Consider the following 25666-nt stretch of genomic DNA (forward strand, 5'->3'; position numbering starts at 1 on the left):
CTGTCTCAGGCGTTCAGTGCAGCAATACCGGCAGAGGCAATCTCGGCATCTTCGTTGGACTTGACGCCCGACACACCGACGGCGCCAACCACCTGGCCCGTCACGACAATGGGCACCCCGCCTTCCAGCATGCCTTCGACCAGCGGAGCCGACAGAAACGCCGTCCGCCCGCCATTGATCATGTCCTCGAAGCCCTTGGTTTCGCGCCGGCCCACGGCGGCGGCATGTGCCTTGGCCGGTGCAATGTGCGATGACAGGGGCGCGGCACCATCGAGGCGTACCAATCCAAGCAGATGCCCTCCATCGTCGGCAACCGCAATAGTCACGGCCCAGCCATGGCTCTGGGCGTGGGCCCGGGCGGCCGACAGGATGCTCTGGACGTCATCATGCGTCAGGACGGATTTTTGTTTCATGGTCTTTCTCCCTTGGTGTGATTTGCGAAAGGTCAAAGCAGGATGATATCCCGCCCGGCAATTCGATTGTTACTTCGATGTATCTTTTGATAGAATCGCAGGGTACGCGCCATTCCGATGAGACCCATGCAGATACCGAAACCCGCCCTGACTGCCCAGTCCGGTGCCGGCCGGCCTCGTTCCGGCATGGCGCTTTGCCTGTTCGCCGCCTGCACCATTCTGGCGGGTTGCGCTTCAACACAAGGGCCATCAGCTGAAAGCCCGATACGCCGCCAGACCGCCTCAACGGGCTTCGAGGGAGCCGATCCGATCCGCGACTTGCTCCTGAGCCGGGATGTGCAGATCGCACGTTCCGTCCGCCCAACCCCCGACAGCAACGATCCCGATGCCAACCCGCTAGCCAGTGCAGCCCTGGGCTACCTTGGCATACGCTACCGCTGGGGAGGCCGCTCTCCCGAAGAGGGTTTTGACTGCAGTGGCCTGATTACCTATGCTGCAGAGCAGTCATTGGGGCTCAAGTTGCCGCGCAGCTCGTACGAACTGGCCAGCGAAGGCGAGTCCGTCTCCAAGCACGACCTGCAGGTTGGGGATCTGGTATTTTTCAACACCCTGGGTCGACGTTTCTCGCACGTCGGCATCTACCTGGGCAACAACGAGTTCGTCCATTCGCCCCGCGCCGGCAGCGTGGTGCGCATCGAAAGCATGGACATATCCTACTGGCGCAAGCGCTACAACGGCGCTCGCAGGCTCACAGCCAGCGCCAGTTGATCGGTGATCCCCTGTGGCGGGATCAGAAACAGCTTTGCTTGCTCTGTTTACGGTACGCACACGACTCGTTGCCGCACAGGCCGCATTGCGTCAACGCCTGCTGCATACTGCACACTGACCGACGGCATGCCACGACCCGGATGCCGGATCGCTGCGCCGCATGGCGAAAGGTCTTCATCACGTTGTGCCCCAGGAAGTCCGTCAGCAGAATGACGAGCTCCGTACCCGAGGGCAATTGCAGGGTTTTCTTCTGGTGAGACGGATCACGCCCACTGATGTGATGCGTGATTGCGATGTTGTGCCCCTTGAGCAGATCGGGAATATTGCCAAGCCGATCGGCCCCGACGACAACTGCACTGACGGTCTGCGCCATGTTCCACCTTGCGTATTAAATTAGATAAATACAATGATAATAATTCTTGTTAAAGAATCAATAGACAAGACGGGAATTTCGATTGATTTTTTATACCAGAATAAAAAATCGATTGAACAAACAGATCGATCAGTACGGCATGTGCCCGCAAAAGGAGACAGGCGCGGGAGCCCGCCTTCTTGCAGGACTCAGGATTCTTCCGGTTGCGTGCCCTGGATTGCGTCCAGTACAGCCTCACGGGTGAGGCCTGCCGACAGCAGTTGCAGGAAGGTATAGACATAGTCGCGCAGGAACACACCTGACTTGATGCCTATACGAGTGGTATGTGTACCGAACAGTCGGCCGACCGGCAGGCCTATCAGGCCGTGGTCACGCCTCGGATCGAATGCCACGCCTGCAATGATGCCAATGCCCAACCCCACATCGACATAGGTCTTGATGACGTCTGCATCGATGGCCTCGAGCACGATATCCGGCCGGACATCGGCCCGTGCAAAAGCCTCGTCGATCGAGCGACGTCCCGAAAATGCCCTGTCGTAGGTCACGATCGGGTACTGTGCCAGTTGCTCCAGCGTCAGTTGGCGCGCCTCGCTCGAGGTCAATTCTGCCAGAGGATGGTCAGGACGCACGACCACCGAGTGCTCCCAGGTATAGCAAGGCAGTGTCACCAGACCGGGCGTCGCCGCAAGCGACTCGGTCGCCACCGCGATATCGGCCTGTTCGTGCAGCACCATTTCGGCCAGTTGCGTCGGGCTACCCTCGGCCAGCGACAGGTGAACCTTGGGGAACTGTCGTCGGAAAGCAGGAATGACCTTGGGCAGCAGATAGCGTGCCTGGGTATGCGTGCAGGCGATCACGAGACCGCCCTCATCGCGCCGGGCAAACTCATCGCTGACTTTCTTGAGATTGTCGATTTCGCGCATGATCCTGTCGATCACCTGCGCCACGGCCATCCCAGGCTTGGTCAGCCCCTTGATGCGCTTGCCATGGCGCTCGAAAATCTTGATGCCGAGCTCGTCCTCGAACTCGATGATGGCCTTGGATACCCCCGGCTGCGAGGTATACAGCGCCCGAGCAGCCTCGGTCAGGTTGAAATCACGGCGGATCGTTTCGCGAACGAAACGGAACTGTTGCAGATTCATAGTTGGCCCCAAAACAATCGAACCAATTATAAGTAATAATGAATTTGCGATATATATATTAAAGAAATAAGAAAATGCCGCGTGTACATGCAGTCCCGCTACAGCAGACTGCGGACGAATTCCTTATCATGCATGACGCATGCAACACGGGTCATACTGTCCCCGGAGCCTCTTGATGCCGTGCAGCCCCCGTACCACCACCCTTGCCCGCGCCGCCATCCTTGGGGCCGGCCAACCGCAAACGCCTGTACAGCAGCCAGGCAGTGAGCGCCCCCATGAGCGCATGCACCAGCCATACACCCACACCAAAATCCAGCTTGCCACTGCCGATCCAGCCTCGCGACAAATTGATCAGATTCATATACAGCAGCCCGATCAGGCCTGCCAGCAGCAGATCCCCTGAACGCCCCAGGCGCGGATTGACCACGCCCAGCGGCACCGCCAGCAACGCCAGGTTGAGCGCAGCCAGCGGCAGCGCCAGACGCCACATGATCTGCCCTCGTGCGCGGTTATCGTTATCTTCCAGCAACTGCAGGGTAGGACGCGCCTTGATCACCTGTTCGGCTGCCGCACGGGCCTGTTGCAATGGATCATCGGAAGAACGGCTTTCCAGCCTTACGCCATAGCGCTCGAAATCCGCGACACGCATTTCTGCCTCACCTGGCTTGAGGTCATAGCGATGCCCCGAGCTGAGCACCAGAAAGCGATCGCCGTTTTCCTGTGTCTCGATACGGGCGCTGCCAGCCATCACCAGGCTGTGCCATTCAGGCTCGTTGATGCGGATGAATACGCCCCCCAGTTCCTGATCCGGCGAAGTCGGCTCTTCGGCAAAGAACACGCGCTGCCCACCTTCCGACTCGGCAAACTGCCCGGCCACGACCTTGGACAGATCGGAGCGTTGCTCGAACCGCTCGCGATACTCGGCGATCTGCCGATAGGCCCAGGGCGATGCACCCAGCGTGAGCACTGCAATCAGTACCGCCACGGGAATCGCACAGCGCAACACCGGCCGCAACCAGTCGGCCAGCGACAGCCCGCTGGCAAACCAGACAACCATCTCGGATTCACGATAGGAACGGGACACCGTGGTCAGCACCGCAATGAACAGCGAAACCGCCAGAATGACCGGCAAGGCGGTGATGGTCGAAAAAGCCGCCAATCCCAGCACTACGTCTGCACCGATCTGACCGCCAGCCGCATCGCCCAGCAACCGCACCAGCAGTACGCTCAACCAGACAATCAGCAGGGTAGACATCACAACGCTGGCATGACTGACGATTTCACCAACGACGGAACGCTTGAACAAAGACACGATGTGAGGGCACGGTAGGTAGCAACGGGTGAATTATGCCGCATCCGGCCGCTACAAGTCCGTTCGGATATGCGCCATAATGCAAGATTCGAGACTGCGCCACCTGCGCCAGGAATGCAAGACATGGAATTCAGCACTCAAACCACGCTTTCCCCTCACCAGATCAAGACCGCTGCACTCGGCCTGGGTGTCTATGCCGATGGCACGCTCAGCACGGCCGGGCAGGCGCTCGACCGCGCAGCAGGCGGCTTGGTATCGGCCACCATCAAGACCGATTTCGACGGAGCGGCAGGTGCCACGCTGGTGCTGCGCCACTTGCCCGGCATCAAGGCAGAGCGCGTGATCCTGGTCGGCCTGGGCAAGGCGGATCAATACAGCCCCGAAGTACACGCCCGGGCCGAGCTTGCCTTTGCCCAGGCCTGCGTACAGGCCCGTGTCGAAGAAGCCGTTTCCGAACTGGCCGCCCTGCCCTGCGAAAACAGCACCCTGCACCAGCGTGCACAGCGAGCCGCCACCAGCTATGGGCGCGCGCTTTATCGCTATACCGCCACCTTCGGCAAGCCGGATGCCGAAGCTGCACCGCGCCTGAACAGGGTCACGCTGCTGGTGGCCCGCAGCCATGCTGCCGAGGCCCAGAAAGGCCTCAAGGAAGGCCGAGCCATCGCCAACGGCATGGATCTGACCCGCACGCTGGGCAACCTGCCGGGCAATATCTGCACGCCACGCTATCTGGCCGATACGGCCCGCAAGCTGGCCAAGGAATTCAAATCGATCAAGGTCGAGGTGCTCGACCAGAAGGAAATCCAGGCACTCGGCATGGGCTCGTTCCTGTCGGTTGCCAAGGGTTCGGACGAGCCGCCGCGCTTCATCATCCTGCGCCATCAGGGCAAGAAGACCGGCAAGGGCAGCGACAAGGCTCCCCACGTGCTGGTCGGCAAGGGCATCACCTTCGACTCGGGCGGCATCTCGATCAAGCCGGCAGCCACCATGGACGAAATGAAATACGACATGTGCGGCGCAGCCAGCGTGCTGGGCACGTTCCGTGCCCTGGGTGAGCTGGACCTGCCGCTCAACGTGGTCGGCCTGATCGCTGCCTGCGAAAACCTCCCCAGCGGCCGTGCCAACAAACCGGGCGATGTCGTGACCAGCATGTCGGGCCAGACTATCGAAATCCTCAATACCGATGCCGAAGGCCGTCTGGTCCTGTGCGACGCACTGACCTATGCCGAACGCCTCAAGCCGGCCTCGGTGGTGGATATCGCCACCCTCACGGGTGCCTGCGTCGTCGCACTGGGCCACGTCAACAGTGGCCTGTTCTCGACCGACCAGGCACTGGCCGACAGCCTGCAGGCGGCCGGACGCGTATCGCTCGACACCGTGTGGCAATTGCCCATCCAGGACGCCTACCAGGAACAACTCAAGTCGCGCTTTGCCGACATTGCCAACATCGGCGGCCCGGCCGCCGGTTCGGTCACGGCAGCCTGCTTCCTGTCACGATTCACCAAGGCCTATCGCTGGGCTCACCTGGATATCGCCGGCACGGCCTGGCAAAGCGGCAAGGACAAGGGAGCCACAGGCCGCCCCGTCCCGCTGCTGACCCAGTACCTGCTGGACCAGGTACGGTAAGCAACCCATGGCGAAAATCGACTTCGCCTTCGGTGCCCCCGACCGTTTGCGCACAGCCTGCGCCATGGTGCGGTCCCGCTTCCAGGCGGGCCATACCCTGACGGTCTGGTGCAGCGATGCCCTGCGACTCGACAATTTCGATCGCATGCTGTGGGCGTTCGACGATATCTCGTTCATCCCGCATGTCTATGCCGACGACCCGCTGGTCGCCGACACGCCGATCATTCTCACGCGCCAGACAGACACCTGGCCCGATACGCTCTGGCTGGTCAATCTGGACATGGACTGCCCGCCCGAACCTGGACGCTACGAGCGAGTGCTCGAGATCGTGTCACAGGAAGAGGATGAAGTACTGGCGGCACGTGAGCGCTGGAAATGGTACAAGCAGGCCGGACACGAACTGGTTGCACACAACCTGGGCCAGAAGCGCTGAACACCGCCTGCATACACAGCTAGGCTGTCCGCATTCAGCACACTCGCAGCGTGAGCCGGCGAAACGCATATGCGCAGGCCCCCTGTCGAACCTGTTACAATTTGCCGACAAAAAACTATTCTTTCAGGAAACTGTCAGTTATGCTAGCGGTCAAAACGGGATCGCTGTATCCTGCGCCCTGTATTGATAAGGAGCTTTAGCAATGAACGATTATCGACCCTCCACCATGAACCAACCCTACGCCGGTTCCGCTGGCGAGGTCGTGCGCAACCGCGTGCTGCGCAATACGTACTGGCTGCTGGCCCTATCCCTGATCCCCACTGTACTGGGTGCCATGGTCGGCCTGAGCACCGGCATCAACCGCGTCATGGGCGGCAGCCCCGGCCTGACCGCCATCCTGTTCCTGGCAGGAGCCTTCGGCCTGATGTATGCCATCGAGCGCAACAAGAACAGCTCGCTGGGCGTCGTCCTGCTGCTGGCCTTCACGTTCTTCATGGGTGTGATGCTGTCCCGCCTGCTGGGCTTCGTGCTGGGCATGAGCAATGGCGCACAACTGATCATGACCGCCTTCGGCGGCACTGCCGTGGTGTTCGGTGCCATGGCGACCCTGGCCTCGACCATCAAGCGTGATCTGTCCGGCATGCAGAAGTTCCTGTTCATGGGTGCCATCGTGATCCTGGTCGCGGCACTGGCCAACATCTTCCTGCAGATGCCTGCCCTGATGCTGACCGTCTCGGTTCTGGCCGTGGTGATCTTCTCCGCCTTCATGCTGGTCGATATCCAGCGCGTGATCAACGGTGGCGAAACCAACTATGTCTCGGCGACGCTGGCGATCTACCTGGACGTGTACAACGTGTTCTCCAACCTGCTGATGCTGCTGGGCATCTTCGGCGGCGACCGCGAATAAACCGGCTTTCATAGCCTGATCCAACCCCGTCCGGCTTCGGACGGGGTTTTTTTATTGTCAGATCAATACCCACAACAGCCCATCATGACCCTGGATTTCAAATGGAACCGGCTGGAATCACTCACAGCCCCTGCACTGTACGAAATTATCAAAGCCCGCGAAGCCGTATTTGTGGTCGAACAGCAATGTATCTACCAGGAAATCGATGAGATGGCCCCTCACTCATGGCATCTGTCCGTTCTGCTCGCTGGGGAGCTGGCCGCTTATGCAAGAGTGATCGACCCCGGCCTGAGATTTGAGGAACCCTCCATCGGCCGGGTCATGACACTGGGCAAGTTCAGAAAGCTCAAGATCGGCCGTGCGCTGATGACTGAGGCCATTGCATTTACCGAGAAAAACTTTCCTGGAACAGGGATCCGCATCAGCGCCCAGGCATACCTGCAGAAATTCTATGAATCCCTGGGTTTTCAGGCGCTTGGTGACACATATGATGAGGACCACATTCCCCACATTGAAATGGTGAAAGCGGCCGCTTGAGAGGTTGCGATCACCCCACAACGCGCATCGGTGCAGCGCCCCCATGCGCGGGCGCTGCCGGCAATCATGACACCCGTATCGATCCCTGCACCAGGTCCGTGACCAGTTGCGCAGTCATGGCTGACAGCGTCCAGCCCAGGTGGCCGTGCCCGGTGTTGTAGAACACGCCGGGCTGGCGTCCCGGCCGCACCTGCGGCATCATGTTGGGCATCATCGGTCGCAGCCCGGCCCACGGCACTACACGGGCCGTATCGACCGGCGCAAACTGGCGGCGCGTCCAGTCGATCAACGGCTGCACCCGGTCGGCACGCACATCCTTGTTGTAGCCGTTGTACTCGGCTGTACCGGCGACCCGCAGCCGGTCCGCCCCCAGGCGGCTGGTAACGATCTTGGCCTCTTCGTCGAGCAGGCTGACCCAGGGCGCAGCGGCCTGGCTGGCTTCGTCATCCATATTGACCGTGATCGAGTAACCCTTGACCGGATAGATATTGACCCGGTCCCCCAGCATGGCCGCCAGCCGACGGCTGCCGGTGCCCGCGCAGATCACGACGGCATCGGCCTGCAGTGTGTGTGCGTCCCCCGCGCCGCCCGGTGCCACCGAACTGGCGGCGATCCGGAATCCGGCCCCGTCACGGCCGATATCGTGCACCTCGATATCCTGCATGAACTGAACACCATGGTGCTCGCAAGCTGCCGCCAGCCCACGCGTGTACTTGTGGATATCGCCCGTGGCATCCGACGGCGTGAAAAAACCACCGTAATAGGTTCCCTGCAGGGCCGGCTCGATGGCATGGATCTCGTCGTTACCAACCGCTGTGCGCTCAAGGCCGCCCTGTTTCAGCAGTTCACTGACCTTCAACCCCGACTCGTAGCCATGGCGCGAATGGTAGACATGCAGGATGCCACGCTTCTCGACATTGAAGTCGATCGCCTCGTCAGCGGCCCACTGGTACAGGTTGTCGCGCGCCGCGATGGCCAGCCGGACGGTTTCAACGGTATTGGCCCGGTAATCCGGGATTGCCTTCAGGAACTCATAAATCCATGAGTACTTGTGCCAACTCGGCATCGGGTTGAACAACAGAGGGGCATTGCGGCGGGTCATCCACTTGAGCCCCTTGATGACGGTGGCCATGTTGTTCCAGACCTCTGCGTTGCAGGCGGACAGCTGCCCGCCATTGGCAAACGAAGTCTCCATGGCGGGATAACGGTGACGCTCCAGGACGGTGACGTCGTAACCCTGCTTGCGCAGGGCATATGCGGTGGTGACGCCGGTAATGCCGGCGCCGATGACGGCGATGCGTGTCATACGGAACTCCAATGCACGAGGGCATCCGCCACGCGGCGGACACACCCCATCTGTCCCGTTGACCTGAGAGCTTCTCCGGCGACCCGTGACGGGTTGCGCGAATCCCCTTCGGTGGACGCTGTGTGCGCCTCTCTCCAGATTGTCCCGAGCCTGTGCGCGATCTTTTTGCCTGAGAGTTTCCGGGGCGGTTGCTCCGTCGGCGCCGGCTGCGCCGCCTGGAGGCAGCCGCCGGTCTCTTTCGCGCGCTCGACGCTTCGACGCAAATACATTACCTGATCCACATCCAGGATGGATATCGGGACAAGCCCGGATAGCGTCCATGTCAAAAGCGCCCCACACGCGACGACCGGCTGCGTATAGATATTTTTGCAACAGAAGGCCTCACAAACCTCAGGAACTGATAATATACGCATCGCGTACACCACCACACCCTATGGACCGCCCTGCCATGAGCAACCAGCAAACTTTCCTGCGCGACGCCATGCGCCGCCTGAACATGACCCGCGAAGCCTTCGCGACGCGTATCGGTGTGTCGAGACGCGCCCTGGATACCTGGCTGCTGCCCGACGACTCGCAGGAGTCGCGCAGCATGCCCGAGATCGTCGAGCGTTTCGTATCGGAAATCCTCCAGCATCAGACCGAAACAACACAGAGCGTACACAAGCACCAGTCGCTGGCAGATGCGATTGCTTTCGAAGGACGTCCGCAATTGCTGTCGGTGGATCAGTTCTCCCGCGAGTCGGTCGAAGCGCTGTTCCTGGTGGCCGACATCATGCAGCCCATTGCCCGCCGCCAGAAAATCTCGCGCGTACTGGAAGGTGCCGTGCTGGGCAACCTGTTCTTCGAGGCCAGCACCCGGACCCGAGTCAGCTTCGGTGCCGCCTTCTGCCGCCTGGGCGGTTCGGTCTGCGATACCACCGGCTTCACGTTCTCGTCGATGGCCAAGGGCGAATCGATCTATGACACCAGCCGTGTGATGGCCGGCTATGTGGATGCACTGGTGGTCCGCCACCCCGAACAGGGCTCAGTGGCCGAGTTTGCCCGCGCCACCAATATCCCGGTCATCAATGCCGGCGATGGCCCGGGTGAGCACCCCAGCCAGGCATTGCTGGACCTCTACACCATCCAGCGCGAGTTCTCACGGCTGGGCAAGCTGGTCGACGGCGCACACATCGCCCTGGTCGGCGACCTCAAATATGGCCGGACCGTCCACTCGCTCTCCAAGCTGCTGGCACTCTACAAAGGCATCAAGCTGACCCTGGTCGCCCCTCCCGGGCTGGAGATGCCCTCCTACGTCATCGAGCGCCTGGGCAAGCACGACATGGTGATCGAACAGACCGACGATCTGGAGAAAGGCCTGGCGGGTGCAGACGTGGTCTATGCCACGCGCATCCAGAAAGAGCGCTTCCAGAACGAATCCTTCGAAGGCTACCGCCCTGACTTCCAGATCAACAAGGCACTGATCGACAGCGCCTGCGGTGCCGACACCATGATCATGCATCCGCTGCCGCGCGATGGCCGGCCCGATGCCAACGACCTGAGCACCGACCTGAACCTCGATCCGCGCCTGGCGATCTTCCGCCAGACCGACAACGGCATCCCGGTACGCATGGCCATCTTCGCCACGCTGATGGGCGTGGACGGCCAGGTGCAGCGCTCGATGCGCGATGCCACCTGGCGCCGCCCTGCCATGGTCGGCCCGGACGATGCCGTGTTCCACGGGATCGACTGATCCACATCACACATTGTCGACAGCACGCCGTCCATCCAGGCCGGCAAAGGTGCCGCTCAGTGACTCTGCGGGCCCGAAAGGCGCATCATGCATTTTTTGCATGATGCGCCTTTTGCATTGGAAGAAATACCCATGGGCTGCCTATCATGGCGGCATGGCTACTTCATCCTATCTCCGCTCCATCGGCGTGCTTGGCGGCATGGGTCCCCTGGCGACGCTGGATTTCATGCACAAGGTGCTGGACGCGACACCTGCCGCGACCGACCAGCAGCATGTGCCGCTGATCGTGCACAGCGTGCCCCAGATTCCTGACCGCAGCACCGCTATCCAGCAGCAGACCGATACCCCGTTCCTGCCCATGCTGGCGGGCATCCGGCAACTGGAACGGTGCGGCGTGGATGCCATCGTCATCCCCTGCAATACGGCGCATTTCTGGTATGACAGGCTGGCGCGCGCCAGCCAGACACCCATTCTGCATATCGTCGATGCCGTGGCCGGCGAACTGGCCCGCCAGGGCAGTACGGGCGGACGCTATGCCCTGATGGCCACGCGCGGCACGCTTGCGACCGGCGTATACGACAGGATGCCGGTCGGGTTCGCAGGCAGCTTCGAGGCACCGGATGAATCCGTCCAGCGCCTGGTGGACGACACCATCCGGCTGGTCAAGGCCGGCCAGGAAGCCGAGGCACGCAGGGTCGGCAGCCAGGCACTGCAACGCCTGATCGACGAACAGGGCTGCGACGGCGTGGTGCTGGCCTGCACCGAACTGCCGGTTGCCCTGCGGCAAACCAGCCACGACGCCTACTGCCTCGACGCCACCCAGGCGCTGGCCCGACAGGCCGTCCATTTTTCGCTGCATGGCGGCGTGCAGCCCCACCCGAACACCATCCGCCAGGCCGCCTGAGCAGGCCATCCCCCCCAGGGCGCATCGATATCCGTTTGCAGTGATCAAGCCACGCATAATCACTCTCGCAACACTCAGCAGCAGGTCCGCTCGCGCCTGCCCGGCATCGACCACCCACCAGCGATCACCGTAAAATAGGACAGATACTCTCAGGCTCTGGAGCACACATGGACACAGGCTGGCTGCAGGATTTCGTGACGCTGGCACAGGTCAACAATTTTACGCGCGCCGCCGAGATCCGCCATTCCTCGCAGGCGGCTTTCAGCCGCCGCATCCGCGCCCTCGAAGCCTGGGTCGGCGCAGAGCTGATTGACCGCAGCGTCTTCCCCACCCGTCTGACCGAAGAGGGCAGTCGCTTCCTGGAACATGCCCTCGAAATCGTGCGTCGCGTGGCCGATGCCCGGATCGACATGGCCGATCGCCCTTCCGGCTACCGCAGCATGATCCGCATCGCGGCCCCCCACGCCCTGGCAACGGGCATGCTGCCTCAGTGGTGGCATGACTGGACCCAGCGACTGCCTGCAATCGGCTGCACCGTCAATCCGGTCAACGTGCACGATGCCGTCACCTCACTGGTGGCCGGCAATGCCGATCTGCTGGTCTGCTTTCACAATCCGCAGCAACCCATTCACCTGGATACCGCACAGTACGAGCGCCTGACGCTGTGCGCACAATCGCTGCGCCCCTATGCGGCACCCACATTGCTCGCCCAGCGCCGCTGGACCTTTCCCGGCTCCACGCAACGCCCCATGCCGGTCCTGGCCTACTCGCCGGGAGCCTACCTGGCGCGCATGACCGACCTGATCCTCGACAATGCGCCACAGCCGCCGGTCATGGAACGGCAGGCGGAAAGCGACATGGCCGATGTGCTGCGCGAAATGGCAATTGCCGGACATGGCATAGCCTGGTTGCCCGACTGCGTAGCCCAGCGGGCGCTCGACGCCGGCCTGCTGGTGCCGGCCAGCGAAGAACCCCGCTGGACACTGCGCCTGTCCGTCATGGCCTATCTCGATACCGCCAATGACCGCCCCGGCGTAGGACGGCTCTGGAACAGGCTGCGCAGTCTGTACGACAAAACCGACGCGATTTCGACATAATCCGCCATGCAGACATTGCTGCAGAACAGCAAATTTCGGAAAATGCAGGCATGACAGGCACACTCGATAACTGCGGATATGCATCCCTCCCGCATATTCCCTTTCCGCTTGTCAAGCGTATGTTCGATGCGCTGCCTTATGCCGTGTCATGGGCCACATTGCCGGGCATGCATATCCAATACAACAACCCTGCCTTTGACCAGTTGTTCGGCTACCCTGAAGGACATTTCCGCACAGCCGCCCAACTGATGGCCGAGGCCTATATCCATGAGCGCCAGAGAGAGCGCCTGCGCCGACATTGGCATGATTTCGAATTCCCCGAAGATACCGAACTCATTCCGATACCCGATATCGAAATCGATATTCTCAGTGGCACCGGCGAGATCAGGACTGCACTTCATTGCGGCATGATCCTGCCGCGCCAGAAGGTGAGCATCGCCATTTTCAAGGATATTTCCGGTGTGACCCACGACCATCGGATGCTGCGCGAATATGCATTCCTCGACCCACTGACCGGCGTCGCCAACAGGCGCGGGTTGCAGGAGCGCTGGAGCGAAGATGCCACGATTCAACCTGACCGGCGGCTGGCCTTCATCATGGTGGATCTGGACAACTTCAAGCCCATCAACGACACCTACGGCCACGAAACAGGCGATGCAGTACTGGGCATTGCCGCCGCGCGGCTCAAGGCCATCCTGCGTGAAAAAGATCTGGTATGCCGCCTGGGTGGCGACGAATTCGGACTGCTGCTGGCAGCCCCCGAGGACCAGGCCCAGCTCGACATGATCTGCCGCCGCATCATGCTGTCGCTGACAGCCCCGATCCATGTCGGTCCGCTGAATCTGCAAGTCAGCGCCAGCATCGGCGGCTGCCTGTACCCTGATCATGCAGGCAACCAGCGCGAGTTGCTGCAACGAGCCGATATGGCGATGTATCAGGTCAAGAAGACCGGCAAGTCTGGCTGGCGCTGGTGGTCTGCCGCAACCGCTCCGCTCGATGGCGACAGCCCCCGAACGGACTGAGTCGGACCGACCCGGATCATGCCGAGGCCGGCCCACGATGCACGAATCGGCAGATCAGCTTGCCGCCAGCAGTGCAGCCGAGCCATCGGCCAGGCTGGCCGCCACGTCCTTCAGATCAACATGCCGTACCTGCTTGATCGAGGCCAACTGGGCCAGATCGAAACGAACGTAGTTGATGCCGGCATAGGTCCGCACGTACAACTGACGACGCTGCAGGTCGATCAACGACGTCCAGGAAGTGTACTCCGAGGTATACAGCCAGTCGCCATTGACGCCAGGGGCCGTGATATTGACCAGCGACTCCTTGAACCGGTCATCTTCGGTGATGCCGCGAGGACGGTCGAAATTGTTCATCACATGCGCCAGCGTCGTGATGGCGCTGTCGGCATCCTTGGCCTTTTCCGCAAACTGCGAATAGTAGACCGCACGCACGAAACGCCCCACCGACGTATTGGAGGCCGGCAACGCCACCGTGGCAATGCCGGAGTCAGGCTGGGCGAACGTCACGCCGTTGAGCTCCAGCTTGGAATGATCCTTGTTGCTGAGGAACGTGTAATTGTTCAGATTGGTCATGTGCCAGGAGAATTCCGGCCCGTTGGTCATGACGCCCAGTGGGTTGTCCAGCACGTTCTGCTTGCCATCGGCAAACTCGATCACCAGTGACTTGCCGGTCGCATCATGCAGCGTATAGTGGAACGGCGTCTTGAGCAGTCCCAGGGGCAGCAGTGCAGTGACCAGGACCGGCTGCTTCTCGAGTGCATCCTTGACCTGCGCAACCGTACCGAACTGCGACAGCGTCCAGGCCCCCAGGTCGATGGCCGACAGTACGGCCTGGGTCTTCTTGATCATGTCAGCCGGACCTTCGGTGCTGGCAAAGGCCAGCAGCGCAAAGGTCAGCCCCTGGTCATTGACACCTTCTGCAACCTTGACTTCGCCATTGACCGGATCCGGCACGCCGATCGAGACAAAGGCGTGTCTTGCCGTGAAGTCCAGCACATGGTGCTGATCGGCCTGCGAACCGAAAGTCGTGCCTGCCGGTACGTAGGACACCTTGTACGGCAACTCCATCGGCAATTCCATGGTGCGCCCGGCATAGGCCCCGCCGTTCATGTCCCTGTACAGGAGCGAGGTGCATGCCTGGGCGGCAGGTGCCAGGGCCGTGCAGCCCAGCGTAGCGGCCAGGACGGCACGGCGAAAAACGGATTGTCGGGTCATGGGTGGTTTCTCCTCGGCTGACAGATATTGGTATGTGTAGGCAAAACGAGCTCAGCGCTTGCGTGGCGTGGCAGGCGGCACCGGCTTGGCTGCTGTGCCGGACTTGGCTGCAGCAGGCTTGGCCGCCGGCTTCTTGGACCTGGTAGAAGCCGATGCGCGGGCGGGTACCGTTTTTTCGACAGGCGCAGCCAGGGCAGCGATGGTTGCCGCCATGGCAGCAGCCGGAGTCGCAGCAGCCGTCTTGCTGCCTGGTGCAGCAACCGCTTTTTTTACGGCAGGCTTGGGTGTCGAAGCCACAGGCGTCACAAGCTTGGCATCGGGTCGAGCCTGTGCAGACGGGGCAGGACGCGGTGCTGCCGGCGGCGGTGCGGCATCGGTGGCCTTGGCAGTGACTGGACTCGCCACGGCAGCAGGTGCCAGAACTGTCGGTGCAACCACAGGACTGGGTGCCACTGCAGCTACGGCAGCAACAGCAGGCTGCGCTGTAGCCGAAGATACCGCTGCCGGTATGGTGCCGGCAGGCCGTTCGGCCACGCCTGGCAAGGAGGCTTGCTGGCTTGCTGGCTGCGGGCGGGACGGTTTTGCGGCGCGGGCAGCAGCAGGCCTGTTTGGCGCAGACACCACGGGCGTAGCCCCGGCAGGCTTGGCTGCGACCGGTTTCGCAGGCTTGCCAGCAGCCGGCTTGCCTGGTGCCGTTTTCTTGGCAGCCGGAACCTTGGCAGCAACGGCGGGCTTGGCAATGGCTTTCGCGGGAGCATCAGCCTTGGCTGCCGGCACCGAGGCCTTGAGTTTCGCCTCGGCGGGCTGCGTACCCTGTACAAAATCGGGCAGTCGCGGCAACGCGCGCAGTGTCAGAAATACCTGCTCCACCGCCTGGTCACGCAGATCGGCGTACGTATGCAGCGCATCGGCAAGCAGGCCCGACAGTTGTTGCTGGAGCAATAGATAGGGATTGTCACTGTCAGCAGGATGCCGCTCGGCTCTGACCGTCGCGGCCAGTTGTGCCACACCCTGCATGAGCGGATTGCGATCGGAAAACACGGCATCATCCAGCCGCGGCAGTTGACGCTCGACCAGCAAGTGCGCAAAAGCCGGCGTCAGGGCTTGCTCCAGCAACGGCCGGACATGCTGTTCGTAGTGCTCTGCATCGACTTCAGACAACCGTTGCAGGGCTGCCAGCAGGCGCACCGCTTCCTGGCCGACCACGGCTTCGGCATCGCTGTCCTGCGCTGCTGCAGTTTTTGCCTTGTGGTGATCTGGCCGATTGGCACGCTGTCGCAGTACATCCAGCAGCAGCACGCTGCGCTGCCAGGCATCCAGTGCATACTCGTATGCTGCCCAGGGGCCGGGCAGTCCAGCCGTGCCGGCAGGCGGTGTCAGATGACGGAAAAACTCGCCAAGCGGATTGAAAGTCTGATGGTCTCGCATTTGATCTCGAAGCTCCTGCTCACAGTCTGAGAGACGTGCCGCCTCCTGCTCCGATCAATGCGCCTTGCTGCGCGCCCGGCTCCATCCTGCGCAGACCTCCGGCCAGGCCCACTTGCAGCCCCGGAACATGACGAACAGCACAGCTTATTTAGGAACGGGCATGGCCGGCACAGCGCCCGGCCACCGTTTTTTTGCATTGCAGCAAAACAATATAACAGGTTGTAAAGGCCGTCAACCGTCCCTGGCTATCCGACGCTTGCTGCAGGCAACGCCTGCGACATCACCAGGGGAAGGAAATCAGCTCGCCATACAACTGGCGCAGCTTTTCACGCACCTCTGGTGTCTGCTGATAGATTTCGATGAAACGCAGAATACGCGGATCATCGGCACGCTCGGGCAACGTCACCCAGCGAATGGCATAGCGGCGCACATTATCGGAATCGGTATTGTCGTAGAACAACGCATCACGCTCGTCGATACCCGCCAGCTTGGCAAACGAGGCATAAGTCACCGAAGCGGTCACGTCATCGAACGAACGGGTCGAGTGCGCGCCATCAATCTGCACGATCTCCAGTGCCAGCGGATTCTCGACGATATCGGCCAGCGTGGCTTCGTGGGTGGCACCGGGCCGCAATTTCAGCAAGCCGGCCGACTGCAGCAACAGCAACGCACGGGCAGTATTGACGGGATCACCCGGCACCGCGATGGTTGCCTGTGGCGGGATCGGGTCGCCCTTGCCGAGCTTCTTGGAGTAGATGCCCATCGTCGTCGAGTATCCATAGGCAATCGGCATCAGCTCGCTGCCCTGGCTGCGGTTGAACTGTTCCAGGAAAGGCTGGTGCTGGAAGAAGTTGACATCAATGGACCCATCGGCCACCGCCCGGTTGGGCATGACCCAGTCATTGAGTTCGACCAGTTCCACCTCCAGGCCTTCTTCTCTCGCCTTGGCAACCGCCAGTTCGGTCGCGGCATTGGCCACGACCGGGATCACGCCCACCCTGAGCGGCCGCTCGGCAGCCTGTGCGCCAGCCGATACAGCCAATCCCATCCATGCCACGGCAGCCAGTGCCATGCGCGTGCCTCGGAAAAACGACATGTCCCACCCCTGAAACAAAAGCATACACAGTACTATAAACCGGGCCTGCCACCCGGATTTCCGAGGTCGCCAGCAGGGCTGATCCCTGTTTCCTGTCGCGGCACATCCCAGATCCGCAGTCACGCTGCCTTCGCTCGGTGCGCCTACTTTTTCAGACCCTCGAAACGCATCAACGTCCGGGCACGCGCCAGGGCGTGATCCACCACCGGCAAGGGATAATCCTGTCCCAACAGCAGTCCGCAGGCCTGCAGTTCCAGGGGTTTCATGGCCGCCGGAAAATGGATATGCCGGTCTGGCACCCTGGCCAACTCAGGCACATAGCGACGGATGAAACGCCCGTCGGGATCGAACTTCTGTGATTGCGTAATCGGATTGAAAATGCGGAACCAGGGCTGTGCATCACAGCCGGTGGACGCTGCCCATTGCCAGCCACCATTGTTGGCCGCAAGATCATAGTCATTCAGATGCTCGGCAAAGTGGCGCTCGCCCCGGCGCCAGTCTATGCCCAGGTCCTTGGTCAGGAAGCTGGCCACGACCATGCGCAGGCGGTTGTGCATATAGCCGCTCTGATGCAACTGGCGCATGGCCGCATCGACCAGCGGGTAACCCGTGCGCGCACCGGTCCAGGCATCCCACAGCTCGGGGGCCTCGTCCCATTGCACCTGATCGTATTCCGGCCGGAAGGACGCCTCCACCACGCGGGGATGGTGCCACAGGATCATGAAATAGAAATCCCGCCAGGCCAGTTCGGACAGCCAGACCTGCGCTCCTTCGCTGCCCTGGCGGACCTGTTCGTGGGCCAGTGCGGCCAGCCTGCGAATCGAGATCGTGCCGAAACGCAGGTGCGTGGACAGATAGGACACCCCCTTGCGTGCCGGATAGTCACGCGCCACGCCATACGCAGCCATCCGCGGCAAGAAATCCTGCAACAGCGTCTGCGCACCCGACATGCCGGCAGGCAGAGGCAACTCAGCCAGATTGGTACGCTCGAAACCGATATCCGCCAGCGATGGCATGGCACCTGCCGAATCGGCATCCGGCACCGCGGCCAGATGCCGGGCATGGCGCGCCACCGGGTACGGCCTGAGCTGAAAGGCATCGAGCTGCTGCAGCCAGGCCCGCTTGTAGGGAGTAAACACGCTGTAAGGCAGCCCCTGCCCATTGAGCACTTCGTTGCGATCGAGCAGCACCTGGTCCTTGTAGTCGCTGAAGGCGATGCCGGCCTCATCCAGTGCCCGCTTCACCTGCCGATCACGGGCGATGGCAGCCGGTTCGTAGTCCCGGTTCACCAAAACCTCATTCACCCCCAGGCTGCGGGCCAGCGTAACAATGCACTCGGTCGCCACGCCGTGACGCACGATCAGCCCGCCTCCGGAAGCGCCGTTTTCCGCAGCCAATGCCTTCAGCCCCGCATCGAGCGCCAATACGCTGGCATGGATGAACTCCACGCGCCGGTCACGGCGGGCTGGCAACGCATCAAGAATATCGGTATCGAAGACAAAGGCGCAAAACACACGCGCATGACGGCGCAGCGCGTGATAGAGCGCAGCATGATCGTCGCAGCGCAAGTCGCGCCGGAACCAGACCAGGGCGGAGGAAGTCATGACAAGCCTGTTTGCAGAAACCAAGGAACACAGCAGAATATGCGTGCTGCACAGTGTATTGGACAACGTGCGCACATGCCACGAACCGGGAGAACCCTCATGCGTATCCTGCTGACCGGCGGCACAGGCCTGATCGGCCGGCCGCTTTGCCGATATTGGGCGACACAGGGCCACGAACTGTGGGTCTGGAGCCGCCGCCCCCTGGATGTGCCCGGCCTGTGCGCCGGCGCACGCGGCATTGCGCGCCTGGAAGACTTTCCGGCTGAATTGCCGCTAGATGCCGTCATCAACCTGGCTGGCGCACCGATTGCCGACCGCCCGTGGACGGCCTCGCGTCGTCAGCTACTTTGGCAAAGCCGTATCGACCTCACCCGCAGGCTGGTCGAGTGGATGGCACAACATTCCACACCCATCCCCGTCCTGATCTCGGGGTCTGCCGTCGGCTGGTACGGCGATGGCGGCGAGCAGGCCATGGACGAGGCCAGCCCGCCTGGACAGCCGAATTTCGGCAGCGCGCTCTGCACGGCCTGGGAGCATGAGGCCTTACGCGCCCGGCCACACGGCACACGTGTGATCCTGCTGCGTACGGCCCCGGTACTCAGTCCCGATGGCGGCATGCTGGCACGATTGCGCCTGCCGTTCAGCCTGGGACTGGGCGGACGCCTGGGCAACGGCCAGCAATGGATGCCCTGGATCCATCTCGACGATCAGGTGGCCCTGATCGATTTTCTGCTCAGACATGCTGACTGCGACGGCCCCGTCAACGCCTGCGCCCCCGGCCTGGTGCGCAATGCCGAGTTCACCCGGCTGCTGGCACGCAGCCTGCATCGCCCCGCCCTGCTGCCCCTGCCTGCGTGGGCATTGCGGCTGGCGCTGGGCGAAATGTCGGTCCTGTTGCTGGGTGGGCAGCGGCTGGCACCCACAAAGCTGCTGTCCACCGGCTTTGCCTTCCGACACCCCGAGCTGGCACAGGCGCTGGCGACGCTGCGCTGACACTTGCACATCGTGCAGAATCGCGGCACTATCTGCCCTGTCGGCAACCTGCCGGCAAACGTCTTCAGGGCGGGGCGAAATTCCCCACCGGCGGTAGGCAAAGGTCACTGCAGCACGCAGCCACCTTTGCAAGCCCGCGAGCGCTCCCGGCCATGGTCGGGAGGTCAGCAGATCTGGTCAGATGCCAGAGCCGACGGTCACAGTCCGGATGAAAGAAGATGCACGACAGCGATCGCGCCTGGTGCGCGGACACGCGGCCTGCCCGCGTCGGTCCGACGTACCTGGTGCGTTTTGTACCCGTGCGCCCCGAAAACGTCTTCTCATCCTATTGCATCTCCGAGGAGCGTTTACATGCATGCAGCATCCATTCAACCGTCATCCCTCACCATTGCCAGCATCTGCCATGCCGATATGGCGCGGCAACGTGTCGAGGCCGCGCTCGAGGCGATCCGGGCGGGCCGCCCCGTTGTCCTGACCGATGACAACGACCGCGAGGACGAAGCCGATCTGATCATCGCGGCCGAACGACTGACTGAAGCCACCATGGCGCAACTGATCCGCGACGGCAGCGGCATCGTCTGCCTCTGCCTGACGGACGACACCCTGACCCGGCTTGCACTGCCACAGATGGTAGAGCATAACGAAAGCAGCCACGGCACGGCCTTTACCATCACCATCGAAGCGCGCCAGGGCGTCACCACCGGCGTGAGTGCGCATGATCGGCTGGCCACCATCCGGGCCGCCATCGCGCCCGACGCCACGCCAGCCGACCTGGTACGTCCCGGCCACGTTTTTCCGTTGCGTGCACATCCCGGCGGCATCCTGGCCCGGCGTGGCCATACCGAAGGCGCCGTCTGCCTGGCCGAACGCGCAGGCCTGCGCCCGGCGGCCGTGCTCTGCGAACTGATGAATCCGGATGGCTCCATGACGCGCGGCAGGCAGGTGCTGGACTATGCCGCACGTCATGACCTGCCGCTGCTGTCCATCGCCGATCTGGTTGACGTACTATGTATCTGAACATGCCAGAGTCACTTTACGTCCAGACCCATACCTCTACGCCATGACCGACACCCCATCATCACCCGCACCGCAACCAGTCTACGGCGCGGTCACCAACAACGCCTTTTTCATTGTTGCCACCCTCCGGGATGATGCGCAGAGCCTGGCCCAGGTCCGCGCCTGGTGCGCGGATGTGGCCGGACTGGCACGTGCTGTGGGCAAGCGCGTACCCGCCGGCCACCTGTCCTGTGTGGTCGGATTCGGTGCCACGGCCTGGGATCGCCTGTTCGGCCTGCCCAGGCCAGCCGGCCTGCATCCGTTTCGCGAATTCGGCAGCAGTACGCGCCGGGCCATCGCCACGCCGGGCGACCTGCTGATACACATCCGGGCAGAACGCACCGACCTCTGTTTCGAACTGGCGACCCAGTTGCTGGGACGCCTCGAGGATGCCATCGACGTAGTGGATGAAGTCCAGGGATTCCGCCAGTTCGACCATCGATCCATGGTCGGGTTCGTGGATGGTACAGAAAATCCGGAAGGCGACGAGGCCGTACGCTTTACCGTGATCGGTGACGAAGACCCGGACTACACGGGCGGCAGCTATGTGCTGGTACAGAAATACCTGCACGACATGAAAGGCTGGAATGCCCTGCCGGTGGAAACCCAGGAGCGCATCATCGGTCGCACCAAGCTGTCAGACATCGAACTCGACGACGACACCAAGCCCAGTTGGGCCCACAATGCCCTGACCGTACTCGAGGACGACGACGGCAACGAAATCAAGATCCTGCGCGACAACATGCCCTTCGGTCGTCCCGGTCACGGCGAGTTCGGCACCTACTTCATCGGCTACGCCCGCTCGCCCGCCCCCATCGAGCAAATGCTGGAAAACATGTTTGTGGGCGTGCCGCCCGGCAACTACGACCGTCTGCTGGATTTCTCGCAGGCCGTGACCGGCAGCCTCTTCTTCATTCCGTCACTGCCGCTGCTCGATACGCTGTCGGAACAGGCACCCGACACCTTGCAGGACACGAACACCCATGACCCGGTTGCCGACACCTCTTCCGGCAAGCCTGGCAGCGGCCCCCTCAACATCGGATCTCTCAAAGGAGCACCTCGCCATGAATAACCTGCACCGCGAACTGGCCCCCATTTCCAGCGCCGCCTGGGCCCAGATCGAAGAAGAAGTCGCCCGCACCTTCAAGCGTTCGCTGGCCGGACGCCGCGTGGTCGACGTTCAGGGTCCGCTGGACCCGGATCTGGCGGCCATCGGCACCGGTCATCAGCGCGGCATCGCGGCCCCGCTCGACGGCGTACAGGCACGCCAGCGCGAAGTCCGCCAGGTAGTCGAATTGCGCGTACCGTTCGAACTGTCACGCGAGGCGATCGACGATGTCGAGCGTGGTGCCGACGACTCCGACTGGCAACCGGCCAAGGATGCCGCCACGCAACTGGCGCTGGCCGAAGACCGCGCCATTTTCGACGGCTACGAAGCCGCCGGCATCATCGGTGTGCGCCAGGGCGCGTCCACCACACGGCTGTCGCTGCCCCCCGATCTGGCTGACTATCCCACCGTCATCGCCAAGGCCCTGGAGCAACTGCGCCTGGAAGGCGTGGACGGTCCCTATACGGTCGTGCTGGGTGCCGATGCCTACACGGCGGTCAGCGAAGCCAGCGACCAGGGCTATCCGGTGCTGGAGCATATCCGCCGGCTGGTCAATGGCGAAATCATCTGGGCCCCGGCGATCCAGGGCGGCAGCGTGCTGAGCACGCGTGGCGGCGACTTTGCCTTCCATATCGGCCAGGACCTGTCCATCGGCTACCAGAGCCACACCGACAGCAGCGTACGCCTGTACCTGCAGGAAAGCTTTACCTTCCTGCTGCTGACGACCGAAGCATCCGTCACGGTACAGTCATAGGAAACGCGATGCTCGGCTCTGCCGGCGCGGCCGGGGCTGCCCTGGCCGCCACGCTGCTCACCGCGCTCGCCCTGCTGTCGGTGATAGCCGTACTGGCCTGGATACGCAGGCGCATCCGACAGGCTCGCCAGGGACCGGTGGCACCACTGTCCTGGCGTAGCAGCCTGCTGCTGTGCATTGCCCTGGCCTATCCGGCAATGGTCGCAACCCTCTGGATAAACATCTGGCTGCAGCAACGGGGCCAGGATGCGCTGGATGCCAACCGGCAGGCCCGGCGCTATGTCACCGTACAGGCCGCGTCTACATTCGGCGAAATCATGCTCCCTGCCGGCACCCGCTTGCTGCGTGACGACCCACTTGACCCCGGTACGCCCGACTGGCCGGTGACATTGCGGGCTGTACAGGCCATGCGCTTTCCCGCGCCACAGGCCATAAATGCTGCATGGGTGTCCGCCGTCCAGACGGCACCGCCGCTGATGGAGCTGGCGCAACCCCGGCGCTTTACCGTACAGGCGGAAGGGCCGTCACAAGGCCGGGAAATGCTGTGCGACACGGGCTGGATTGCCCAGTTTCGCCTGCCGGACGATCAGCGCTACCGTGAAGACTGGCAGCGGAATGGCCTGCCTCCTGAGTCGTTTCAACCTTCCCGATGGCTGTTCGAAACCTGTTTCGAAGGCAGCCCGATCCTAGTGCCGACGCTGCGCAATGGCGAAATTGCATGGGAATGACGTACGACTGAGCCAGGGCTGCAAGGCATTGCTCACGTACATCCGCACGGCCATGCCCATCACAGCCGGGGCCGGACAAAGACAGATCAACGCCCGCGGAACGAGGCTTCGATCTTCTTGTCGGTTTTGTACTGGCTCAGGGCATAGACCGCCCAGAGCGCGGCGGGAACCCAGCCGATCAGGGTAATCTGCAGCAGCAGGCAGATGATGCCCGCGATCGGCCGGCCAATCGTGAAAAATACGGTAAAGGGAAGAAAGATCGCCAACAAAAGACGCATGGTTCAACTCCTGTCTATTCGGGGCCAGCCTTGGAAAACGACGCATCGCATCCGCAGGCTGTGTCCCGAATAGCGTACCACGCCGTATCCTGCCGGGTCTGGACGTGGCCCCGGGCAGACACCGTCACGCCCGCTCAGGGCATGCGTTCGGCATTGCGGCGCTGTGCATCGAAATTGATGCCTGCAATCGTCTCGGGCACGGTCTTCTCTGCCAGCTTGCTGTGGTAATAGACGAAATACTGCTTGAGCGCTGCAGCATGCTGCGTACCGGCTTCGCCCAGGCGCTGCTCGGCCAGCGCGGCCACGGCGGCAACCTGCGACGGATCAAGCGAGGCAGGATCGGCATTGGTCACCAGGATCGCCAGCAACTCCGGCGCAATGACGACAGGCTTGGGTGCCTGCGCAGCCTTTTCGGCCGCAAGCTCGGCATTGATGCTCTGCCAGCGCAGCATCTGGACGCCCACCACCACACACAGCAACGCAACGGAAATACCGATATGTATCAACGACTTTTTCGGGCTTCCCTTGCGAAAATAGAACCAGTGAAAGAACATCAGCATCGCGATGATGAAATAGACGCCGAGCACGCCAGCGATGACATCAACTATAGTATCCACGACAGGTACCACTCCTCTACGGCAGGTTGCAATTTAAAATCTTACGTAATATTGTAACTTCCTATCCAGCCACGACAGGCCACACAGGCAAACTATCTTGAAATCCGGACGCATCGCAGGCCTGGATCTGGCACGCTATCTGGCCTTGGCCGGCATGATTCTGGTCAATTTCCGGCTGGCCCTGCACCCTGTCTATCCTGGGCCAGCTTGGCTGGAATGGCTGTTCGCTGCTCTTGAAGGCAAAGCTTCCGCCACCTTTGTCGTCCTGGCCGGCCTGGGTCTGGCATTGGCAACGCGTACGCAGGCCCCGATCGCTGCACGGTACTGGACAACACGACGAGCGCTGTTTCTCTTGCTTATCGGCCTGCTCAACCTGCTGGTCTTTCCCGCAGACATCATCCACTACTATGCGTTCTATTTCCTGCTGGCTCTGCCCTGGCTGCAATCAGGAAAACGCACCCTGTGCCTGGGCATACTGAGTCTGGCCGGGCTTTCCAACTGGGCACTGCTGAATCTCGACTACGGCACAGGCTGGGATTGGACCACCTTGCAATATACCGACCTGTGGACGGCCAACGGTTTTTTCCGCAATACCTTTTTCAACGGCTTCCACCCCGTACTCCCCTGGCTGGCATTATTGCTGTACGGCATGCTGCTGGCACACCTGCCGCTGCAACATGTACGCACCCAATGGGCATTGGCGGCTACCGGCCTGTCGATGGCAGGGGCAGCCTTCCTGCTGGCCTGGCTGGGTCAAGATAGCCAATGGTCCTGGCTGCTGGGTACAGGCCCCCTGCCACCCGGCCCCGGTTACCTGCTCCTTGGCATGGGTTCGGCCAGCATCGCCATCAGCGCCTGCCTGCTGATTGAACGCCATTGGCCCAATGGCCCATGGACATGGATGCTGCCTGCCGGACGCATGACGCTGAGCCTTTATCTGGCGCATATTTTCATTGGCATGGGACTGCTCGGGTCCTACCCCGTTAAGACGGACACTTCAGAAACGCGTCATACAGGACGCAAAGGAGTATGAGTGATGAAACGCAAGAAATACAGTGCCGAATTCAAAGCGGGAGCGGTTGAACAGGTGCGCCGGTCGGATGTCAGTTGTGCCCAGGTCGCTCGGGAGTTGGGTATAGCCTCGGACTTGCTCTCTCGCTGGAAGCGGGAGGCTGATACGCAAGGCTCCAAGGCCTTTATTGGTAGTGGAGCTGCAC

27 protein-coding genes and 2 riboswitches are annotated in these 25666 nt (G+C 61.9%); of the genes, 16 read left to right on the top strand and 11 right to left on the bottom strand.

All coding sequences use genetic code 11. From position 1 onward, the window contains the following. Positions 1 to 5: 5 nt before the first annotated feature. Positions 6 to 413, bottom strand: coding sequence for a heme-binding protein (locus tag ABN482_RS16040; RefSeq protein WP_349504916.1), 408 nt, complete (start codon positions 411 to 413; stop codon positions 6 to 8). Positions 414 to 539: 126 nt separating this feature from the next. Between ABN482_RS16040 and ABN482_RS16045 the strand changes: the two genes are divergently transcribed. Next, on the top strand, positions 540 to 1181 hold the full coding sequence (locus ABN482_RS16045; RefSeq protein ID WP_349504917.1) for a C40 family peptidase: 642 nt from the start codon (positions 540 to 542) through the stop codon (positions 1179 to 1181). Between the two features lie 22 nt (positions 1182 to 1203). On the opposite strand, the gene ABN482_RS16050 is transcribed toward ABN482_RS16045, so the two are convergent. From ABN482_RS16050 to lptF, 3 genes are all read right to left on the bottom strand, one after another. Beyond that, positions 1204 to 1554, bottom strand: coding sequence for a DUF2325 domain-containing protein (locus tag ABN482_RS16050; RefSeq protein WP_109062206.1), 351 nt, complete (start codon positions 1552 to 1554; stop codon positions 1204 to 1206). 188 nt (positions 1555 to 1742) lie between these two features. Next, complete coding sequence (locus ABN482_RS16055; protein WP_349504918.1) at positions 1743 to 2696, bottom strand: CysB family HTH-type transcriptional regulator; 954 nt, start codon at positions 2694 to 2696, stop codon at positions 1743 to 1745. 151 nt (positions 2697 to 2847) lie between these two features. Continuing rightward, entirely contained in the window at positions 2848 to 4008 is a 1161-nt protein-coding gene (gene lptF, locus ABN482_RS16060) for an LPS export ABC transporter permease LptF (protein WP_349504919.1), read from the bottom strand. A 123-nt stretch (positions 4009 to 4131) separates the two neighbouring features. Between lptF and ABN482_RS16065 the strand changes: the two genes are divergently transcribed. The 4 genes from ABN482_RS16065 to ABN482_RS16080 all read left to right on the top strand — a co-directional run bounded on the left by ABN482_RS16065 (position 4132) and on the right by ABN482_RS16080 (position 7511). After that, a complete protein-coding gene (locus tag ABN482_RS16065; protein ID WP_349504920.1) occupies positions 4132 to 5634 on the top strand; it encodes a leucyl aminopeptidase in 1503 nt (500 codons plus the stop codon). A gap of 7 nt (positions 5635 to 5641) precedes the next feature. Continuing rightward, the gene (locus ABN482_RS16070) at positions 5642 to 6067 is read left to right on the top strand and encodes a DNA polymerase III subunit chi (protein WP_109062202.1); all 426 of its coding nucleotides are present in this window, start codon (positions 5642 to 5644) and stop codon (positions 6065 to 6067) included. Between the two features lie 202 nt (positions 6068 to 6269). Further along, positions 6270 to 6974 carry a Bax inhibitor-1/YccA family protein gene (locus tag ABN482_RS16075; protein WP_349504921.1) on the top strand — a complete coding sequence of 235 codons (705 nt, stop codon included), beginning with the start codon at positions 6270 to 6272 and terminating at the stop codon, positions 6972 to 6974. Between the two features lie 84 nt (positions 6975 to 7058). Next, on the top strand, positions 7059 to 7511 hold the full coding sequence (locus tag ABN482_RS16080) for a GNAT family N-acetyltransferase (protein ID WP_349504922.1): 453 nt from the start codon (positions 7059 to 7061) through the stop codon (positions 7509 to 7511). 64 nt (positions 7512 to 7575) lie between these two features. On the opposite strand, the gene ABN482_RS16085 is transcribed toward ABN482_RS16080, so the two are convergent. Next, positions 7576 to 8817: a D-amino acid dehydrogenase gene (locus ABN482_RS16085; protein ID WP_349504923.1), complete on the bottom strand. Its 1242-nt coding sequence runs from the start codon at positions 8815 to 8817 to the stop codon at positions 7576 to 7578. A gap of 147 nt (positions 8818 to 8964) precedes the next feature. Next, positions 8965 to 9068: riboswitch (glycine riboswitch) on the bottom strand. A gap of 197 nt (positions 9069 to 9265) precedes the next feature. Between ABN482_RS16085 and ABN482_RS16090 the strand changes: the two genes are divergently transcribed. From ABN482_RS16090 to ABN482_RS16105, 4 genes are all read left to right on the top strand, one after another. Next, positions 9266 to 10549, top strand: coding sequence for an aspartate carbamoyltransferase (locus tag ABN482_RS16090; RefSeq protein ID WP_349504924.1), 1284 nt, complete (start codon positions 9266 to 9268; stop codon positions 10547 to 10549). Between the two features lie 154 nt (positions 10550 to 10703). After that, positions 10704 to 11453, top strand: a complete 750-nt coding sequence (gene cuyB / locus ABN482_RS16095) for a cysteate racemase (RefSeq protein ID WP_349504925.1) — start codon at positions 10704 to 10706, stop codon at positions 11451 to 11453. Positions 11454 to 11620: 167 nt separating this feature from the next. Then, entirely contained in the window at positions 11621 to 12550 is a 930-nt protein-coding gene (locus ABN482_RS16100) for a LysR substrate-binding domain-containing protein (RefSeq protein ID WP_349504926.1), read from the top strand. Between the two features lie 50 nt (positions 12551 to 12600). Then, positions 12601 to 13572 carry a diguanylate cyclase domain-containing protein gene (locus ABN482_RS16105; protein WP_349504927.1) on the top strand — a complete coding sequence of 324 codons (972 nt, stop codon included), beginning with the start codon at positions 12601 to 12603 and terminating at the stop codon, positions 13570 to 13572. Positions 13573 to 13626: 54 nt separating this feature from the next. Here ABN482_RS16105 and ABN482_RS16110 read toward each other — a convergent pair whose 3' ends face one another. The 4 genes from ABN482_RS16110 to ABN482_RS16125 form a co-directional block, all read right to left on the bottom strand. Further along, positions 13627 to 14787: a linear amide C-N hydrolase gene (locus ABN482_RS16110; protein ID WP_349504928.1), complete on the bottom strand. Its 1161-nt coding sequence runs from the start codon at positions 14785 to 14787 to the stop codon at positions 13627 to 13629. A 51-nt stretch (positions 14788 to 14838) separates the two neighbouring features. Beyond that, positions 14839 to 16215 carry a DUF3141 domain-containing protein gene (locus ABN482_RS16115; protein WP_349504929.1) on the bottom strand — a complete coding sequence of 459 codons (1377 nt, stop codon included), beginning with the start codon at positions 16213 to 16215 and terminating at the stop codon, positions 14839 to 14841. A gap of 280 nt (positions 16216 to 16495) precedes the next feature. Beyond that, entirely contained in the window at positions 16496 to 17311 is an 816-nt protein-coding gene (locus ABN482_RS16120; RefSeq protein ID WP_502877319.1) for a MetQ/NlpA family ABC transporter substrate-binding protein, read from the bottom strand. A 143-nt stretch (positions 17312 to 17454) separates the two neighbouring features. Then, on the bottom strand, positions 17455 to 18915 hold the full coding sequence (locus tag ABN482_RS16125; protein ID WP_349504930.1) for a cryptochrome/photolyase family protein: 1461 nt from the start codon (positions 18913 to 18915) through the stop codon (positions 17455 to 17457). 99 nt (positions 18916 to 19014) lie between these two features. Between ABN482_RS16125 and ABN482_RS16130 the strand changes: the two genes are divergently transcribed. The 5 genes from ABN482_RS16130 (at position 19015) to ABN482_RS16150 (ending at position 23554) form a co-directional block, all read left to right on the top strand. Next, positions 19015 to 19908, top strand: a complete 894-nt coding sequence (locus ABN482_RS16130) for a TIGR01777 family oxidoreductase (protein ID WP_349504931.1) — start codon at positions 19015 to 19017, stop codon at positions 19906 to 19908. A gap of 56 nt (positions 19909 to 19964) precedes the next feature. Continuing rightward, positions 19965 to 20132: riboswitch (FMN riboswitch) on the top strand. Positions 20133 to 20319: 187 nt separating this feature from the next. After that, positions 20320 to 20925: a 3,4-dihydroxy-2-butanone-4-phosphate synthase gene (gene ribB / locus ABN482_RS16135; protein WP_349504941.1), complete on the top strand. Its 606-nt coding sequence runs from the start codon at positions 20320 to 20322 to the stop codon at positions 20923 to 20925. 43 nt (positions 20926 to 20968) lie between these two features. After that, entirely contained in the window at positions 20969 to 22036 is a 1068-nt protein-coding gene (locus ABN482_RS16140; RefSeq protein ID WP_349504932.1) for a Dyp-type peroxidase, read from the top strand. Further along, complete coding sequence (locus ABN482_RS16145; RefSeq protein WP_349504933.1) at positions 22029 to 22826, top strand: family 1 encapsulin nanocompartment shell protein; 798 nt, start codon at positions 22029 to 22031, stop codon at positions 22824 to 22826. The genes ABN482_RS16140 and ABN482_RS16145 overlap by 8 nt, the downstream gene beginning before the upstream one ends. An 8-nt stretch (positions 22827 to 22834) precedes the next feature. Beyond that, the gene (locus ABN482_RS16150; protein ID WP_349504934.1) at positions 22835 to 23554 is read left to right on the top strand and encodes a hypothetical protein; all 720 of its coding nucleotides are present in this window, start codon (positions 22835 to 22837) and stop codon (positions 23552 to 23554) included. A gap of 86 nt (positions 23555 to 23640) precedes the next feature. Here the strand turns inward: ABN482_RS16150 and ABN482_RS16155 are convergent, their stop codons facing one another. Both ABN482_RS16155 and ABN482_RS16160 read right to left on the bottom strand, forming a co-directional pair. Next, complete coding sequence (locus tag ABN482_RS16155; RefSeq protein ID WP_349504935.1) at positions 23641 to 23832, bottom strand: YqaE/Pmp3 family membrane protein; 192 nt, start codon at positions 23830 to 23832, stop codon at positions 23641 to 23643. Between the two features lie 134 nt (positions 23833 to 23966). Continuing rightward, entirely contained in the window at positions 23967 to 24449 is a 483-nt protein-coding gene (locus ABN482_RS16160) for a hypothetical protein (RefSeq protein WP_349504936.1), read from the bottom strand. Between the two features lie 97 nt (positions 24450 to 24546). On the opposite strand from ABN482_RS16160, the gene ABN482_RS16165 reads away from it, so the two are divergent. Together ABN482_RS16165 and ABN482_RS16170 are read left to right on the top strand one after the other, a co-directional pair. Next, on the top strand, positions 24547 to 25482 hold the full coding sequence (locus ABN482_RS16165; RefSeq protein WP_349504937.1) for a heparan-alpha-glucosaminide N-acetyltransferase domain-containing protein: 936 nt from the start codon (positions 24547 to 24549) through the stop codon (positions 25480 to 25482). After that, positions 25483 to 25666 (top strand): transposase (locus tag ABN482_RS16170; RefSeq protein WP_349504938.1); only part of this gene is annotated, 184 nt, incomplete at its 3' end.

Source organism: Corticimicrobacter sp., assembly GCF_040137905.1.
Classification (GTDB): Bacteria; Pseudomonadota; Gammaproteobacteria; order Burkholderiales; family Burkholderiaceae_B; genus Corticimicrobacter.

Coding starts and splice junctions, on each gene's coding strand:
- ABN482_RS16050 (WP_109062206.1), bottom strand. CDS start 1,554: ATGGCGCAGACCGTCAGTGCAGTTGTCGTCGGGGCCGATCGGCTTGGC.
- ABN482_RS16075 (WP_349504921.1), top strand. CDS start 6,270: ATGAACGATTATCGACCCTCCACCATGAACCAACCCTACGCCGGTTCC.
- ABN482_RS16145 (WP_349504933.1), top strand. CDS start 22,029: ATGAATAACCTGCACCGCGAACTGGCCCCCATTTCCAGCGCCGCCTGG.
- ABN482_RS16105 (WP_349504927.1), top strand. CDS start 12,601: ATGACAGGCACACTCGATAACTGCGGATATGCATCCCTCCCGCATATT.
- ABN482_RS16085 (WP_349504923.1), bottom strand. CDS start 8,817: ATGACACGCATCGCCGTCATCGGCGCCGGCATTACCGGCGTCACCACC.
- cuyB (WP_349504925.1), top strand. CDS start 10,704: ATGGCTACTTCATCCTATCTCCGCTCCATCGGCGTGCTTGGCGGCATG.
- ABN482_RS16155 (WP_349504935.1), bottom strand. CDS start 23,832: ATGCGTCTTTTGTTGGCGATCTTTCTTCCCTTTACCGTATTTTTCACG.
- ABN482_RS16045 (WP_349504917.1), top strand. CDS start 540: ATGCAGATACCGAAACCCGCCCTGACTGCCCAGTCCGGTGCCGGCCGG.
- ABN482_RS16090 (WP_349504924.1), top strand. CDS start 9,266: ATGAGCAACCAGCAAACTTTCCTGCGCGACGCCATGCGCCGCCTGAAC.
- ABN482_RS16125 (WP_349504930.1), bottom strand. CDS start 18,915: ATGACTTCCTCCGCCCTGGTCTGGTTCCGGCGCGACTTGCGCTGCGAC.
- ABN482_RS16115 (WP_349504929.1), bottom strand. CDS start 16,215: ATGCGAGACCATCAGACTTTCAATCCGCTTGGCGAGTTTTTCCGTCAT.
- ABN482_RS16080 (WP_349504922.1), top strand. CDS start 7,059: ATGACCCTGGATTTCAAATGGAACCGGCTGGAATCACTCACAGCCCCT.
- ABN482_RS16055 (WP_349504918.1), bottom strand. CDS start 2,696: ATGAATCTGCAACAGTTCCGTTTCGTTCGCGAAACGATCCGCCGTGAT.
- ABN482_RS16065 (WP_349504920.1), top strand. CDS start 4,132: ATGGAATTCAGCACTCAAACCACGCTTTCCCCTCACCAGATCAAGACC.
- ABN482_RS16040 (WP_349504916.1), bottom strand. CDS start 413: ATGAAACAAAAATCCGTCCTGACGCATGATGACGTCCAGAGCATCCTG.
- ABN482_RS16070 (WP_109062202.1), top strand. CDS start 5,642: ATGGCGAAAATCGACTTCGCCTTCGGTGCCCCCGACCGTTTGCGCACA.
- ABN482_RS16120 (WP_502877319.1), bottom strand. CDS start 17,311: ATGTCGTTTTTCCGAGGCACGCGCATGGCACTGGCTGCCGTGGCATGG.
- ABN482_RS16140 (WP_349504932.1), top strand. CDS start 20,969: ATGACCGACACCCCATCATCACCCGCACCGCAACCAGTCTACGGCGCG.
- ABN482_RS16110 (WP_349504928.1), bottom strand. CDS start 14,787: ATGACCCGACAATCCGTTTTTCGCCGTGCCGTCCTGGCCGCTACGCTG.
- ribB (WP_349504941.1), top strand. CDS start 20,320: ATGGCGCGGCAACGTGTCGAGGCCGCGCTCGAGGCGATCCGGGCGGGC.
- ABN482_RS16150 (WP_349504934.1), top strand. CDS start 22,835: ATGCTCGGCTCTGCCGGCGCGGCCGGGGCTGCCCTGGCCGCCACGCTG.
- ABN482_RS16130 (WP_349504931.1), top strand. CDS start 19,015: ATGCGTATCCTGCTGACCGGCGGCACAGGCCTGATCGGCCGGCCGCTT.
- ABN482_RS16100 (WP_349504926.1), top strand. CDS start 11,621: ATGGACACAGGCTGGCTGCAGGATTTCGTGACGCTGGCACAGGTCAAC.